The sequence below is a fragment of the Streptomyces sp. NPDC037410 genome (assembly GCF_055602235.1).
Genome location: NZ_JBVJWR010000003.1, coordinates 135,342 through 148,977 on the forward strand (window position 1 = coordinate 135,342; position 13,636 = coordinate 148,977).

Genomic DNA, 13,636 nt, shown 5'->3' on the forward strand with positions numbered 1-13,636 from the left:
CGCCCACCGGGGATGCCTCGGAACATTCGGGAAAGGTTTACCGTTCATATGTACGTGACTGCGAAGGGGCCCGGTCCCCAAGGTCCCCCCCCCGAGAGGTGACCGCTCTTCGCGCCGTCACGGCAATCGGCCCCGGTTGGAATCCCCCGTCCAACCGGGGCTCTGTCGTTCCCGTCCAGCGTTGTCGCCGTCAGCCGCGGGGGCGCGCGCCCGCCGGGTGACGCAGGGCGGAGGCCAGCATCAGGCCCGCGCCCCGGACGACGCTGGTCGACGGGTCGTTCGCCAGGCGGAGCTTGGCGCGCAGGAGCTGGGCCAGGCGCCGGGTCACATCGAGCCGCAGCGCACCGCCGCCGGTCACCAGGACGCCCCGGCGCAGCGCCCCGCGGACGGCGCCGGTGCCGTCGTGCCGCCACAGGTCGCTCACCATGTCGGCGGTCGTCGCGGCGATCGCGTTCGCCCCGCTCCCCGCGTCCGGCAGGTCGTCGAGGCCGACCTCGGCCAGCCGGGCGTCCTCGACGAGACCGTCCACGACGAGGGCGACCTCCGTCAGCTGGGCGCCGAGGTCGACGACGAGCAGCGGTCCCCCGCCGGACGGGGCGGCGTAGGCGGCGGCCGCGCGGGCGCTGTCCACGGCGATGACCCGCACTGGGCCGAGACCGGCCACCATTCGCCGCGCCGCCGCCCGCTCCTCCGGACCCGCGAGGACCGGGTGGGTCAGCATCACGACGGTGTCGTGCCCGCCGTCGCCCGGCGCCGAGGCGGCCAGGCGGCGCAGCAGTCGGAGCTGGGAGTCGGCATCGGTCACCCGGCCGCGCCGCACGGGAGCGCTCGGCACGTCCGCGAAGACGCCCGCCCCCGGCGCCCAGGCGCGGGTCCGGGAACTGCCGATGTCGAGGGCGATCCCACGCACCGGCCGACCCGTGGCCCGGCCGGCCGCTGCTGCTCCGAACGATCCCATCGCTTCCGTCCATTTCCTGCGAAACCCGCTGATTGCGAGGTTGATATGGCATTCACTATGCAATATCCGTGGCTGTGACGCCATGGTGCTTGGGGATCGAAGGGGGCGGGTGGTGAGGGTGGGTCAGCCCTCGGTGCCGAGCCAGAGGTCGGGGCCGAACACCTCGTAGTGGATGTCGGCCGCGGCGGTGCCCCGGTCGAGGAGGTCGCCGCGGACCGCGCGCAGGAAGGGCAGCGGCCCGCACAGGTAAGCGGTGGTGCCCGCCGGGAGGTCGGCGAGCGTGACGTCCGCGCGGCCCGGCCGGGCGCCGGACTCGCCCGGCTCCTCGTACCAGAGGTGGAGCGTCCCCTGCGGCAGCGCGTCCACGAGGCGCCGCAGCTCGCCGGCGTGCGCGTGGGAGGCGGGCGAGCGATCGGCGTGCACGACGACGACCGGGCGCGTCGACCCGGTGGCGACCAGGTGGTCGAGCATCGCCAGCATCGGCGTGCTGCCGATTCCGGCGGAGGCGAGCAGCAGCGGGGTGTCGCCCTCGGGCAGGACCAGGTCGCCGAACGGGACCGAGACCTCCACGGTGTCGCCGGCGCCGGCCTGGGCGTGCAGCCAGGAGGAGACCTCGCCCGCCGGGTCGCCGTCGACCCGCTTCACGGTGATCCGCCACTGCGGGTGTCCGGGGGCGGCGGACAGGCTGTACTGGCGGATCTGCCGGGCGCCGTCGGGCAGGGCGACCCGGACGCTCACGTACTGCCCCGGCCGGAACGGGGCCGCGGGGTTCCCGTCGGTGGGCCGCAGGACGAAGGAGACCGTGTCGGCCGTCTCCTCGCGCCGCTCGGCGATCTCCATGGGCCGCCAGACCTGCCCCTCGGCGACGCCGGCCTCCTGGTAGAGGCGGGCCTCCACGGCGATGAGCGCGTTCGCCATCAGCCAGTACACCTCGTCCCAGGCCTGCGCGACCTCGGGGGTCACGGCGTCGCCGAGGACCTCCGCGATCGCGGCGAAGAGGTGCTCGTGCACGATCTTGTACTGCTCGGAGGTGACGCCGAGCGAGGCGTGCTTGTGCGCGATCCGGGACAGCATCGCGTCGGGGCGGCTGTCGGGGTTCTCCAGGAGGGCGACGGCGAAGGCGGCTATGGAGCCGGCCAGCGCCTTCCGCTGCTCGCCGTTGGCCTGGTTGCCCCGGTTGAACAGGTCGCGCAGGAGCTCGGGGTGGGCGGCGAAGAGGCGCCCGTAGAAGCGCTCGGTGATCTCGTCGAGGGCGCCGCCGACGGCGGGCAGGGTGGCGCGGACGACCGGAACGGCCTGCTCGGACAGCATGGGGACTTCCAATCTGGTAGATGATCTGCGTATTTAAAGGTGTGCGGATGTTCCCGGGGGAGCGGGCACGGTCAGGGTGAGTGCGTGGGGCGCGGGCTGAGGGTCAGGAGCAGCGGGCCGGTGGGAGAGCCCACGAGTTCCGCCACGGTCAGCGGGTCGAGCGCGCGGTAGAAGGCCTCCTGAGCCTCGCGCAGCGCTCCGCGCAGCCGGCACGCGGTGCGCAGCGGGCACGGCGGATCGCCCTCGCAGGCGACGACCTCCTCCTCGCCCTCAAGGGTCCGGGTCAGCCAGCCCACCGAAGAGCGCCGCCCCAGCTCCGTCAGGGCCAGACCGCCGCCACGGCCCCGCCGCGCCTCGACCACGCCGAGGTGCTGGAGCCGTGTGACCACCTTCGCCATGTGGGCGTAGGGCACGTCCATCGACTCCGCCACCTCTCGGGTGGTGACGGACTCCTCCGGTGCGGTGACCGCCAGGCGCATCACGGCACGGAGCGCCAGGTCGGTGAACTTCGTCAGCCTCACGGTCTGACCGTATCAAAGACGCATCTCGCGTACGTATTAGGGGGCTGCTTCTCGGTGCTTTCGCCGTCTCCGCCATAGCCACCAGCCGCCGGTGACCAGGCAGCTCGTCGTCAGGACGATCCCGGCCACCGGCCACCGCCCGCCCGCGATGCGGGTGTCGGTGGCGATGACCAGGAGCAGGGCGACCGCCGGCAGCATCATCGATGCCAGCGCGCGCATCCCCGCCACGGCCGTGGCGGGGTCGACCCGGACGCCCCGCGGGGTGCGCTGGTCGCGCGAGCCGACGTAGAAGACGGTGGCCCGGTCGGTCAGACGGGTGGTGGCGCGGTTGTACGAGAAGGCCATGTACGGCAGCCAGACGAGCGGGACCACCAGGCCCACCAGGAACACGCAGCCGACGAGCGCCCACTGGCCGACGCGGGTCCAGCGCCCGACCTTCTCGTCGGAGGGCGTGAGCAGCCCGAGCAGCCAGGCCATGCGCAGCACCAGAGCACGGAACGCCGTCATGCGGCCCTTCCGTTCCGGCCGCGGCCTGTCGGGGGCGGCGGCGAGGGCGGCCCGGGCCGCGGTGGTGTCCGCGTACACCCCTTGCAGGACGAGCAGTTCGGCCGCGCGCTCCGGATCCGTGGTGTCGAGCCCTTCGGTGGCGGCGAGTTCGAGCACGATGCGCACCTGGGAGAGCAGGGCGCCGCAGAACGCCACCGGGATCAGGGCCATGAACGGGCCGCCGACGAAGGAGCCCTCCGCCGTCACCCTCCGCCGCCCGCGGGTGACGACGAGGGCGCGCAGGGCCGGCGCGTCGGCGTCGGGATGGGCGGCGCGGAGGCGTTCGACCGCCGGTCCCGCCCCGGGGCCGAGGTGGCGCAGGGCGAAGGAGGCGAGGGCCTCCGGCAGCCTCCCGGGCTCCGCCGCGACCTCCCGCAGCAGCGAACCCTCGAGCCCGGCGCCGTTCCCGCCTCCCGCCGTACCGGCGCCGCGTCGTCCGGAGCGCCGCTTGTGGGGTTTCAGGACAGGACCTTGGCCTTGGCCTTCTCGAACTCCTCGGCCGTGATCGCGCCCTTCTCCTTGAGGTCGGAGAGCCGGGTCAGTTCGTCGGCGGCCCCGCCACCACCGCCCTGCGGACCGGCGGTCTTGCGGATGTAGTCCTGGAACGCGGCCTCGCTGTCCTTGGCCTGCTTGACGTCCCGCTGGCTCATGCCCTTGCCGCGGGCGATGACGTAGACCAGGACGCCGAGGTAGGGCAGCAGGATGCAGAAGATCAGCCAGCCGGCCTTGCCCCATCCGCCGAGCGAGTGATCACGGAAGATGTCCGTGATCACCTTGAACAGCAGGAAGAGCCACATGATCCAGAGGAAGAACCACAGCATGGTCCAGAAGAGGTTGAGGGCGGGGTAGTCGTCCATTCCGGCACACTCCGTTCCCGCGCAGGCCGGTGGGAGGCCTGGCGATGGAGCGAGTCTCACTCAGTCGCCACGGGTCCGCATGTCGTGTCGGCTGCACGTGCGCACCCGACACCGCCGTGCTCGGATGGAGGCCGCTCCCGGCGACGCACCCTCGTACGACCGGAAGCGGGATCAGGCCCCCCGCAGGGCCGCCAGCGCGCGGTCCGCGTGGGCGCTCATGCGGATTTCGCTGCGGACGACCTCCAGGACCCGGCGGTCCTGGCCGATCACGAACGTGACCCGCTTCGTCGGGGCGAGCGAGAACCCGCGCTTCACGCCGAACCGTTCCCGTACGGCACCGTCCGGGTCGGACAGCAGCGGGTAGCCGAGCGAGTGCCGCTCGGCGAACTCCTGCTGCCGCTCCACCCCGTCGGAGCTGATGCCGACGGGCAGGGCGCCGACGGCACGGAACTCGGCCGCGAGGTCGCGGAAGTGACAGGCCTCGGCGGTGCAGCCCGGTGTGAGGGCCGCCGGGTAGAAGAAGAGGACGACCGGACCTTCCGCGAGCAGGCCGGTCAGCGAACGCGGGGCGCCCGTCTCGTCCGGCAGCGCGAAGTCCTCGGCGAGGTCACCGACGTTCATCTCAGGCCCGTCCCGATCCGTTCCTGGGTCGCCGCCGGTGCCTCCGGTGGCCGGCGGTGACGTTACCGCAGAGTAGGACCGGCGTCATCCCTCGGGGCGGCTCACGCCCGCTGGGCGGCCCGGGGAGCCGCGCTCCGTGCGGCGGCGCGCCGGTCGAGCACGGCGAGGGCCTGTTCCCCCCAGCGCAGGTTCTCCTCCTCGAAGAACCGCCCGCGCATCAGCGTGAGGTACGGGCCGACGCGCTCCGCCTCACCCAGATAGGTGTCCTCGTCGCGCCCGTCGAGCATCCAGTCCCGCAGCCGGTCGTAGCGGGCCAGCTTCGCCCGCGCCGTCTCCATCCGCTGGGCCACGAACTCCCGGACGGCCGCGGTGTCGCCCTCGTCGCAGGCCTGCACCTGCACGAGCAGCTCGTCGCGGACGGCGCTCGGACGCGGCGGCACCGTCGTGTAGGCGACCAGATCCTGCCTGCCCGGCTCCGTGAGGCTGAACATCCGCTTGTTGGGGCGCCGTTCCTGCTCGACCACGCGGGCCGTGATCAGACCGGCCTCGGCGAGCCGCTCCAGCTCGCGGTAGAGCTGCTGCGGGGTGGCGGCCCAGAAGTTGGCGACGGACACGTCGAAGATCTTGGCCAGGTCGTATCCGGAGGCCTCGCCCTCCAGGAGAGCTGCGAGGACGGCGTGCTTGAGGGACATCAGGACACGCTAGCAGCACGTTGAATAGTTTCCTCCGCACCTAATCAACTCCTCCGCACCCGGTCGACCGGCGGGGCACCGGGGTGCCGGACGGGGGTTCTTCGCTGGCACGTCCGTCCGGCGCCTGCCTAGGCTGGAGAGGGGCAGGCCGCGGGGGAGCAGATCCGAGGGGCAGCGCGATGGACAGCGACACGTTCGTCTACACCACCTATATCCGGACCACCCCCGAGGAGCTCTGGCAGGCGCTCACCGAGCCGGAGCTCACGCGTCGCTACTGGGGCGTCGCCTTCGAGTCGGTGTGGACCCCGGGCGCGTCGATGGTCTGGGACGAGAACGGCCGCAGGACCGTGGACCCCGAGCAGGTCGTCCTCGCGGCCGAGCCGGGCCGCCTCCTCTCGTACACCTGGCACACCTTCACCCCGGACTGGGCGGAGGCGGTCCGGCTCGACGAGGAGGTGTACCAGCGTCTCGTGCGCGAGCGCCGGTCCCGGGTCACCTTCGTGATCGAGCCCTCCGGCGACACGGTCAAGCTCACGGTGACCCATGGCGACCTGGAGCCCGACGGCACGATCAAGGCACTGATCGGCGAGGGGTGGCCCGCGCTGATCTCCAGCCTCAAGTCCCTCCTGGAGACCGGTGAGGAGCTTCCGGAACCGCCCCGCTGACCCATTCGAGTCGTCTCGCCCCCGACTCCGCCGCCACGCCCACCGACGTGATCATCTTTTCCTCCTCTCATCCGCTTTGATGCTGCGGTCGGCACTGTCCGCCGACGTCTCCGCGGGAAACGGGAGGATGTCCGACGTGTCGTCACGCCGATCCGCACGGGGGTGGGGAGCGCTCTCCCTCGCCGTCGGAGCCGTCCTCGTCAGCACGACGGCCCAGACGTTCGACGGGGACCCCGAGCGCGCCCACCGGGCCTCCGCCTTCCGGGACACCACCGCCGTCCTCGCGGTCGACGGCTGTGCCGCCGGCGGCGGCCTGTGCTCCGACCCGCGCCACACGGTCGTCCTCGGCGGCGACCGCGTCCTCACCGGGCGGCCGTTCACACTCGGCCCGCGGGCCACCGGGCCCGTCGAGCTGGTGCTCCGCACCCCCGGAGCGCTCGCCGACGTCACCGTCACCGATCAGCGCGGCCACCGGATCGCCGGATGGCAGAGCGCGGACCACACCCGGTGGACCAGCGCCGCGCCCCTGCCGGCCGGAGCGCGCTACGCCGCCCGCCTCGTGGTCGACGGGACCGGGGCCGGCGGCGCGCACCGCGCCCGCCTCGACTTCCGGACGGCCCCGATGCCCGCGGGGGAGCGGCTGACCGTCACCTTCGGACCCGAGGACGGCGGCACGTTCGGGGTGGGCCGACCGGTCACCGCCGAGCTCAGCCGGCCCGTGCCGGAGGACGCCCCCGACGCCCGGCGCGCCGTGGAACGGGCGCTCGACGTACGGTCCGTGCCCCCCGTGGACGGCGCCTGGCACTGGGTGGACGACGCCACCCTCCACTACCGGCCCCGCACGTACTGGCCGGCCCATGCCACGGTCCGGGTCCACAGCGGACTCGACGGGGCCCACATCGGCGGCGGCCTCTACGGCGGCCCCTCACGGCCCCTCATGTTCACCACCGGCCCCCGGATCGAGGCCGTCACCGACGTCTCCGCCCACGAGATGACCGTCTTCCGCGACGGGGAGCTCCTGCGCACCCTCCCGGTCACCACCGGCAAGGCCGGCTACCGCACCCGGGGCGGCATCAAGGTCGTCCTCGGCAAGGAGCCGCTGGTCCGCATGCGCGGCGACTCCATCGGCATCAAGCGCGGCAGCACGGACTTCTACGACCTCAAGGTCCGCTGGGCCACCCGGGTGACCTGGAGCGGCGAGTACCTGCACGCCGCGCCCTGGTCGCTCGACTCCCAGGGCAGCGAGGACGTCAGCCACGGCTGCACGGGCATGAGCACCGAGGACGCCGCCTGGCTGTTCCGGACGGTGCGCGAAGGGGATCTCGTACGGGTCGTCAACGGGTACGGGAAGCTCATGACGCCCTTCGACAACGGCTTCGGCGACTGGAACCTCAGCTGGCCCCAGTGGCTCCGGGGCAGCGCCCTGGCCGCAGGCAGCACAGGCAGCACAGGCAGCACAGACAGCGGACAAAGCGCAGACACCACCGACACGACAGAAGCCGCCGCCCCCGCGTCCAGCCCGGCCGCGGGGGCGCTGAGCCCGACACTCTGAACACAGGGAGGAGCGCGAGCGTGCGCGTGACGCTCGCATGGGTGCGGAAGGCACCCCGCCGACCTCTCACACCCGTCCGCCGCCGGCCGTGTCCGAGGAGAGCCGCTGCGCCGCGTAGATCGGGATCACCGAGAGCAGGACGAGCGCCGCCGCCACCACGTTCACCACCGGCGCCTGCTGAGGGCGGGTCATGTTGTTGAAGATCCACACCGGCAGTGTCTGCACCCCGGGTCCCGCCGTGAACGTCGTCACCACGATCTCGTCGAAGGACAGCGCGAAGGCGAGCAGCCCGCCCGCGAGCAGCGCCGAGCGCAGCAGCGGGAAGGTGATGTCCCAGAAGACGCGGAACGTGTGCGCCCCCAGGTCCATCGCCGCCTCCTCGTACGAGCCGGGCAGCCGCCGCAGCCGCGCCACCACGTTGTTGAAGACGACCACGATGCAGAAAGTGGCGTGGCCGACGACCACCGTGAACATCCCGAGTCCGACGCCGAGGGGCGCCAGGACCGTGCCGAAGGCCGAGTTGAGCGCGATGCCCGTGACGATGCCCGGCAGCGCGATCGGCAGCACGACCGCGAACGAGACGGCCTCCCGTCCGAAGAAGGAGTACCGCTGCACCGCGAAGGCGACGAGCGTGCCGAGCACCAGGGCCACCGCCGTCGCCGCGAGCCCTGCCTGGACCGAGGTCCACAGCGCCGCGCGGGCGCCCTCGTTGTCCCAGGCCTTCGCCCACCAGTCGAGCGTGAGCCCGGGCGGCGGCCAGCTCGCCGAGCGGTCCGGGTTGAGCGAGCCGAGCAGGACGAGCAGCAGCGGCAGGTAGATCGCCGCGAATCCGAGACCGGCCGCGGTGCGCAGCGCGATCCGCGCGGGACGGGAGAGGTTCATCGGTCGCGGTCCTTCCGGCCGGTCACAGGCTGCGCAGCGCGCCGGAGCGCCGCACGGCGAGGAGGTACAGCACGATGACGGCGACCGGCACGGTGCCGAGCGCGGCCGCCAGCGGCAGGTTCAGGGTGACGTTGGAGTAGACGAGGTTGCCGATCAGCTGGGTCTTGCCGCCGACGATCTGCACCGTGATGTAGTCGCCGAGGCTCAGGGAGAAGGTGAAGACGGACCCGGCGGCCACCGCGGGCCACACCAGCGGCAGCACCACCGAGACGAAGGTCCGCCAGGTCCTCGCCCCCAGGTCGGCCGAGGCGTTGAGGAGGTTGTCGGGGAGCTGGGCGAGCGCGGTGTGGATCGGCAGCACCATGTACGGCAGCCAGAGGTACGTCAGGACGAGCACCGTCGCCGTGAGCCCGTACCCCGGTCCGCTCAGGCCGAGCGGCCGCAGCGCCCAGTCGAGCGGTCCGCCCTCGGAGAGGATGAGGCGCCAGGCGTACACCTTCACGAGGTAGCCGGCCCACAGCGGCATGAGCAGCGCCACCACGAACAGCGGGCGGCGGCGCGGGTGGGCGACGCGCGCGGTGTAGAAGGCGAGGGGGAAGGCGATGACGGCGCAGAGCGCGGTGACGGCGAGGGCGACGCCGATGGTGCGCAGGGCGACGGTGCGGTAGACGGGCGAGCTGACGAGTTCCTCGAAGTTCTGCGAGGTCCAGATCCGGACGACCTCGGAGGTGAAGGCGTCGGTCGACCAGAAGGCGGAGAGGAACAGGGCCGCGAGGGAGCCGAGGTAGGCGAGGACCAGCCACAGCAGCGGGGCGGTGAGCAGGGCGGCGAGGCGCAGCCGGGGCCGCCGGTGCAGGGCCCCGGCGAACCGCCGGACGGCGCTTCGTCCGGGGCCGGCGGTTCGCGTCGCGGACTCGGGGGAGAGCCCGGGGGAGAGTGCGGTCATGGCTTCGGGGTCAGCCCTTGATCTCGGTCCAGGCCTGGACCCACTTGGCGTACGGCACGCAGCGGGTGTCCGTGCGGCCGTCCAGGCACTGCTCGATGGGCGTGGTCCAGAAGTGGACCTGCTTCCAGTACGCCTCGTCGCTCGCGTGGAAGACGGCGCAGTGGTTCTTGTCGGCGGTCTCGGCGCACGACTTCGCGTTGGCCGGGGCCTCGCCGAAGTACTCGGCGACCTGCGCGTTGGTCTTCGGCGAGACGATCCAGTCGAGCCACTTGTAGGCGCAGGTGGGGTGCTTGGCCTTGGCCGAGACCATCCAGGTGTCGGACCAGCCGGTGGAGCCCTCCTTCGGGAGGACCGCTTCGACCTTCGCGCCCTCGGACTTGGCGAGGTTGGCGATGACCTGCCAGCTGGTGCCGACGACGGAGTCGCCGCTCTTGAAGGCGGAGATCTCCTTGAGGTAGTCGCTCCAGTACTCGCCGATGTGCGCGTTCTGCTCCTTGAGCAGGGCCACGGCGGCGTCGAACTGCTTCTGGTCGAGGGCGTACGGGTTCTTGATGCCGAGCTCGGGCTTGGTCGCCCGGAGGTACAGGGCGGCGTCGGCGAGGTAGATGGGGGAGTCGTAGGCGGTGACCTTGCCGCTGTGCGCCGAGGCCTTGTCGAAGACGGCGGACCAGGAGTCGGGGGCCGGCGTGACCTTCTGCGCGTCGTACATGAGGAGGTTGGCGCCGCGGCCGTGCGGGATGCCGTAGGCGACGCCCTTGACCGAGTTCCAGTCCTTGTTCTTGAGCCCGGCGAAGACGTCGGCGTAGTTCGGCACGAGCGCGGTGTTCACGGGCGCGGCGTCGCCGGAGGCGATCAGACGGAGGGAGGCGTCGCCGGAGGCGGAGACGGCGTCGTACGCGCCGGTCTTCATCAGCGAGACCATCTCGTCGGAGGTGGCGGCGGTCTTGGCGTTGACCTGGCAGCCGGTCTGCTTCTCGAAGGCGCTGACCCAGTCGACCTTCGGGTCGTTGGAGCCGTCCTCGACGTAACCGGCCCAGGCGATCAGATTGACCTCGCCCTCGGCCTTGCCGAGCGCCGTCGGCGCCTTCAGGGCGGGCGGGTTGAGGCCGCCGGACTTCCCGGACCCCGCCGGGTCGGCCGATCCGCAGGCGGTGACGAGGAGCAGCCCGGAGAGGGCGGCTGCGGTCAGGAGGGAGCGGTGCGGGCGCACGTGGTTCTCCGTTGCGTGAGGGGACGGGGCCTGACGAGAGAGACGCAGGGGGACTTACGGGGTTTCCGGGACGCTCACCGCGTGGCTCGGGTGCCACTGGAGGCCGATCCGGGCGCCCCGGAAGGCGGCGAGGTCGGCGGAGGACGTCTCCAGGTTCTGCTGGAGGGCCGTGAACCGGCCGCCGCCGTCGAGGTCGACCAGGAAGCGGGTGGAGTCGCCGAGGTAGACGACCTCCGCGACCGTGCCGGCGGCGGTGGCGTGCCCGGGGTCGCCGGGTGCCTCGTGGTCGGAGAGGATCCGGATCTTCTCCGGCCGGATGCTGTACGTGCCCGGCGCCCCGACCACCCGTCGGGCGGTCTCCCCGGTCAGCAGGTTGGAGGTGCCGACGAAGCCGGCGACGAAGGGGGTCGCGGGGCGCTCGTAGATCTCGGCGGGAGCGGCGACCTGTTCGATCCGCCCCTGGTGGAAGACGGCGATCCGGTCGCTCATCGTGAGGGCCTCCTCCTGGTCGTGCGTGACGAACACGAAGGTGATGCCGACCTCCCGCTGGATCTCCTTGAGCTCGACCTGCATCCGCTCGCGGAGCTTGAGGTCGAGCGCGCCGAGCGGCTCGTCGAGCAGCAGCACACGGGGACGGCCGACGAGCGCACGGGCCAGGGCGACCCGCTGGCGCTGGCCGCCGGAGAGCTCGGCGGGCCGGCGCTTCCCGAGACCGTCGAGGCCGACCTGGGCGAGGGCGGCACGGGCGCGCACGAGACGCTCGGCGCGGGGCACGCCGCGGACCTTGAGCCCGTACGCGACGTTCTGCTCGACCGTCATGTGCGGGAAGAGCGCGTAGTCCTGGAAGACGGTGTGCACGTCCCGCTCGAAGGGGGCGAGCCGGGTGACGTCGCGGCCGGCCAGTTCGACGGTGCCGGCGGTCGGCTCCTCGAAGCCGGCGATCATCCGCAGCACGGTCGTCTTCCCGGAACCGGAAGGGCCGAGCATCGAGAAGAACTCGCCGTCCGCGATCTCCAGGTCCACCCCGGCCACGGCCTCGGTCCGGCCGTAGGTCTTGCGCAGTCCCGTCAGCCGGATCGCCATTCCCTCCATGGGCGGGAACCTTTCTGGTGCGGTGGAGCGTTGCTCGGGCGTGAGCGTAAAGATATGAAGTCATAGTTCAAATCTCAAGACCCCTTTAAGGTAAAGCCTGAGTCAACGCTCGACGCGAGGTGGTTAACCGTGAGACCGAACGGCAGGCCGGACGACGGAGGCGGCGCGGCCCGGACCGGCGCCGCCCGCAGGGCCGTCTTCACCCCCGTCGACACCCGGGCCCGGGTCGACACCGTCGCCCGCCGCATCGGCGACGCCATCGAACTCGGACTCCTCGCCGACGGCGAGCAGTTGCCCGGCGAGACCGAACTCGCCGGACAGCTCGGCGTCTCCACCGTCACCCTGCGCGAAGCCCTCATGGCCCTGCGCCAGCAAGGCCTCGTCACCACCCGCCGGGGCCGCGGCGGCGGCAGCTTCGTCACCCTGCCCGACACCCCGCCGCAGGAACGGTTGCGCGCCCGCCTCGCCGCCTGGTCCACCGAGGAGCTCCGCGACCTCGGCGACCACTGGGCCGCCGTCTCCGGCGCCGCCGCCCTGCTCGCCGCCCGCCGCACCCAGCCCGGAGACCTGCGCCCCCTCACCCGTACCGTCGAGGAACTCGCCGCCGCCGCCGACCCGGCGACCCGCAGCAGGCTCTACGGCCGCTTCCACGTCGAACTGGCCGCCGCAGCCCAGTCCGCCCGCCTCACCCGCGAGGAGATCGCCCTCCAGACGGACCTCGGCGCGCTCCTCTGCCTCGTCCTCGACGACCCCGCCCATCTCGGCAATGTGTCGGATCGTCACCGCGCCGTGATCTCCGCCGTGCAGGATGAGGCCGACGAGCGGGCCAGAACGCTCTCCGAGACGTGTGTACGGGAGTCGGTGGGGCGGCTGATCGCGCTGCGCCTCGGCACCCCCGGCCGCGCGACCGAGTCCCGTCCCGAGGAGGACACGCATGGGCAGGAGCACCGGGCTCGCGAGCCCCGCGGGGGCCGTCACTGACACCGCGCGCGCGGGCGTGACGACGGCGCACCGGGCCCCGGACCCGTTCGACGAGGCCGCCGACGAGGTGGTCGGACGCGTCCGGGACACCCTCGAAGAGGTCTTCGCCGCCGTCGCCGAGACCAGCGCCGACACGGCCGCCCTGCTCGCCCGGGTGGCCGGTCCCGGCCGCCAGCCCGTCTCCGCCGACCTGACGGCCCTGCGCCCCGGCCTGCGCGCCCGGCTCGCGGACCATCCGCTGGTCTCGGGCGTGGGTTTCGTCGCCGCTCCCGGACTCCTCGCCGACGTACCGGGCTGTCTTGAGTGGTGGCAGCGCGGCCCCGACGGAGCGGTCCGCCCGCTCCTCCTCGACCTCGACCCGGAGCACTCCGCCTACTCCGACTACACGCACTGGGACTGGTACACCCTGCCCCGCGAGACCGGTCACCGGGCGGCCGCCGGCCCCTACGTGGACTACCTGTGCTCCGACGAGTACAGCCTCACGCTCTCCGCGCCGGTCGAACTCGGCGGCCGTTTCGTGGGCGTGGCCGCCGCCGACGTCTACCTGCGGCACTTCGAGGCGGCCGTGCTCCCGGTGCTCCAGCGGCTGCCCGCACCGGCCCGGCTCGTCAACGCGCGGGGCCGGGTCGCCGCCTCCACCGACCCCGGCCATCTCGCCGGATCCCTCACCAAGGGCCCCGACTTCGCCGCCGTCCTCGCCGGGCCACCGGTCGAACACCGCGTCGACGGCCTGCGTCTGCGGCCCTGCGGAGGCACTCCGCTCGTCCTGGTCACGACGGACCCCTGAGCCACGCCGGGAGCA

15 protein-coding genes are annotated in these 13,636 nt (G+C 72.7%); 4 read left to right on the forward strand and 11 right to left on the reverse strand.

All coding sequences use genetic code 11. The annotated features are described in order from the left end of the window. Positions 1 to 190: 190 nt before the first annotated feature. The 7 genes from ACZ7HT_RS05985 to ACZ7HT_RS06015 form a co-directional block, all read right to left on the reverse strand. Positions 191 to 958, reverse strand: coding sequence for a rod shape-determining protein (locus ACZ7HT_RS05985; RefSeq protein WP_471160338.1), 768 nt, complete (start codon positions 956 to 958; stop codon positions 191 to 193). Between the two features lie 123 nt (positions 959 to 1,081). Then, on the reverse strand, positions 1,082 to 2,269 hold the full coding sequence (locus ACZ7HT_RS05990; protein ID WP_471160341.1) for a globin domain-containing protein: 1,188 nt from the start codon (positions 2,267 to 2,269) through the stop codon (positions 1,082 to 1,084). Between the two features lie 71 nt (positions 2,270 to 2,340). Further along, positions 2,341 to 2,790, reverse strand: a complete 450-nt coding sequence (locus tag ACZ7HT_RS05995; protein WP_471160344.1) for an RrF2 family transcriptional regulator — start codon at positions 2,788 to 2,790, stop codon at positions 2,341 to 2,343. Positions 2,791 to 2,826: 36 nt separating this feature from the next. Further along, positions 2,827 to 3,543: a hypothetical protein gene (locus ACZ7HT_RS06000; protein WP_471160347.1), complete on the reverse strand. Its 717-nt coding sequence runs from the start codon at positions 3,541 to 3,543 to the stop codon at positions 2,827 to 2,829. Positions 3,544 to 3,794: 251 nt separating this feature from the next. Further along, positions 3,795 to 4,193 carry an SHOCT domain-containing protein gene (locus ACZ7HT_RS06005; RefSeq protein ID WP_471160350.1) on the reverse strand — a complete coding sequence of 133 codons (399 nt, stop codon included), beginning with the start codon at positions 4,191 to 4,193 and terminating at the stop codon, positions 3,795 to 3,797. Between the two features lie 171 nt (positions 4,194 to 4,364). Then, on the reverse strand, positions 4,365 to 4,814 hold the full coding sequence (locus ACZ7HT_RS06010) for a peroxiredoxin (RefSeq protein WP_471160353.1): 450 nt from the start codon (positions 4,812 to 4,814) through the stop codon (positions 4,365 to 4,367). A gap of 101 nt (positions 4,815 to 4,915) precedes the next feature. Further along, a complete protein-coding gene (locus tag ACZ7HT_RS06015; RefSeq protein ID WP_471160356.1) occupies positions 4,916 to 5,506 on the reverse strand; it encodes a PadR family transcriptional regulator in 591 nt (196 codons plus the stop codon). Between the two features lie 179 nt (positions 5,507 to 5,685). Between ACZ7HT_RS06015 and ACZ7HT_RS06020 the strand changes: the two genes are divergently transcribed. Together ACZ7HT_RS06020 and ACZ7HT_RS06025 are read left to right on the forward strand one after the other, a co-directional pair. Beyond that, a complete protein-coding gene (locus ACZ7HT_RS06020; protein ID WP_471160359.1) occupies positions 5,686 to 6,171 on the forward strand; it encodes an SRPBCC family protein in 486 nt (161 codons plus the stop codon). A gap of 136 nt (positions 6,172 to 6,307) precedes the next feature. Further along, the gene (locus tag ACZ7HT_RS06025; protein WP_471160361.1) at positions 6,308 to 7,723 is read left to right on the forward strand and encodes a L,D-transpeptidase; all 1,416 of its coding nucleotides are present in this window, start codon (positions 6,308 to 6,310) and stop codon (positions 7,721 to 7,723) included. Between the two features lie 66 nt (positions 7,724 to 7,789). On the opposite strand, the gene ACZ7HT_RS06030 is transcribed toward ACZ7HT_RS06025, so the two are convergent. From ACZ7HT_RS06030 to ACZ7HT_RS06045, 4 genes are read right to left on the reverse strand one after another with little or no spacing between them, the layout of a single operon-like run. After that, positions 7,790 to 8,605 (reverse strand): ABC transporter permease, encoded by an 816-nt coding sequence (locus tag ACZ7HT_RS06030; RefSeq protein WP_471160364.1) that lies wholly within the window; start codon positions 8,603 to 8,605, stop codon positions 7,790 to 7,792. A 22-nt stretch (positions 8,606 to 8,627) separates the two neighbouring features. Next, positions 8,628 to 9,551, reverse strand: a complete 924-nt coding sequence (locus ACZ7HT_RS06035) for an ABC transporter permease (protein ID WP_471160366.1) — start codon at positions 9,549 to 9,551, stop codon at positions 8,628 to 8,630. A gap of 10 nt (positions 9,552 to 9,561) precedes the next feature. Continuing rightward, positions 9,562 to 10,761 carry an ABC transporter substrate-binding protein gene (locus tag ACZ7HT_RS06040; protein ID WP_471160369.1) on the reverse strand — a complete coding sequence of 400 codons (1,200 nt, stop codon included), beginning with the start codon at positions 10,759 to 10,761 and terminating at the stop codon, positions 9,562 to 9,564. Between the two features lie 54 nt (positions 10,762 to 10,815). Next, complete coding sequence (locus tag ACZ7HT_RS06045; RefSeq protein WP_471160372.1) at positions 10,816 to 11,853, reverse strand: ABC transporter ATP-binding protein; 1,038 nt, start codon at positions 11,851 to 11,853, stop codon at positions 10,816 to 10,818. Between the two features lie 129 nt (positions 11,854 to 11,982). Between ACZ7HT_RS06045 and ACZ7HT_RS06050 the strand changes: the two genes are divergently transcribed. Further along, positions 11,983 to 12,834, forward strand: a complete 852-nt coding sequence (locus ACZ7HT_RS06050; RefSeq protein WP_471160375.1) for a FadR/GntR family transcriptional regulator — start codon at positions 11,983 to 11,985, stop codon at positions 12,832 to 12,834. Then, positions 12,788 to 13,621 carry a cache domain-containing protein gene (locus ACZ7HT_RS06055; protein WP_471160377.1) on the forward strand — a complete coding sequence of 278 codons (834 nt, stop codon included), beginning with the start codon at positions 12,788 to 12,790 and terminating at the stop codon, positions 13,619 to 13,621. The genes ACZ7HT_RS06050 and ACZ7HT_RS06055 overlap by 47 nt, the downstream gene beginning before the upstream one ends. Positions 13,622 to 13,636: the final 15 nt, after the last annotated feature.

Coding starts and splice junctions, on each gene's coding strand:
- ACZ7HT_RS06015 (WP_471160356.1), bottom strand. CDS start 5,506: ATGTCCCTCAAGCACGCCGTCCTCGCAGCTCTCCTGGAGGGCGAGGCC.
- ACZ7HT_RS06045 (WP_471160372.1), bottom strand. CDS start 11,853: ATGGAGGGAATGGCGATCCGGCTGACGGGACTGCGCAAGACCTACGGC.
- ACZ7HT_RS06055 (WP_471160377.1), top strand. CDS start 12,788: ATGGGCAGGAGCACCGGGCTCGCGAGCCCCGCGGGGGCCGTCACTGAC.
- ACZ7HT_RS05990 (WP_471160341.1), bottom strand. CDS start 2,269: ATGCTGTCCGAGCAGGCCGTTCCGGTCGTCCGCGCCACCCTGCCCGCC.
- ACZ7HT_RS05985 (WP_471160338.1), bottom strand. CDS start 958: ATGGGATCGTTCGGAGCAGCAGCGGCCGGCCGGGCCACGGGTCGGCCG.
- ACZ7HT_RS06010 (WP_471160353.1), bottom strand. CDS start 4,814: ATGAACGTCGGTGACCTCGCCGAGGACTTCGCGCTGCCGGACGAGACG.
- ACZ7HT_RS06035 (WP_471160366.1), bottom strand. CDS start 9,551: ATGACCGCACTCTCCCCCGGGCTCTCCCCCGAGTCCGCGACGCGAACC.
- ACZ7HT_RS06005 (WP_471160350.1), bottom strand. CDS start 4,193: ATGGACGACTACCCCGCCCTCAACCTCTTCTGGACCATGCTGTGGTTC.
- ACZ7HT_RS06020 (WP_471160359.1), top strand. CDS start 5,686: ATGGACAGCGACACGTTCGTCTACACCACCTATATCCGGACCACCCCC.
- ACZ7HT_RS06030 (WP_471160364.1), bottom strand. CDS start 8,605: ATGAACCTCTCCCGTCCCGCGCGGATCGCGCTGCGCACCGCGGCCGGT.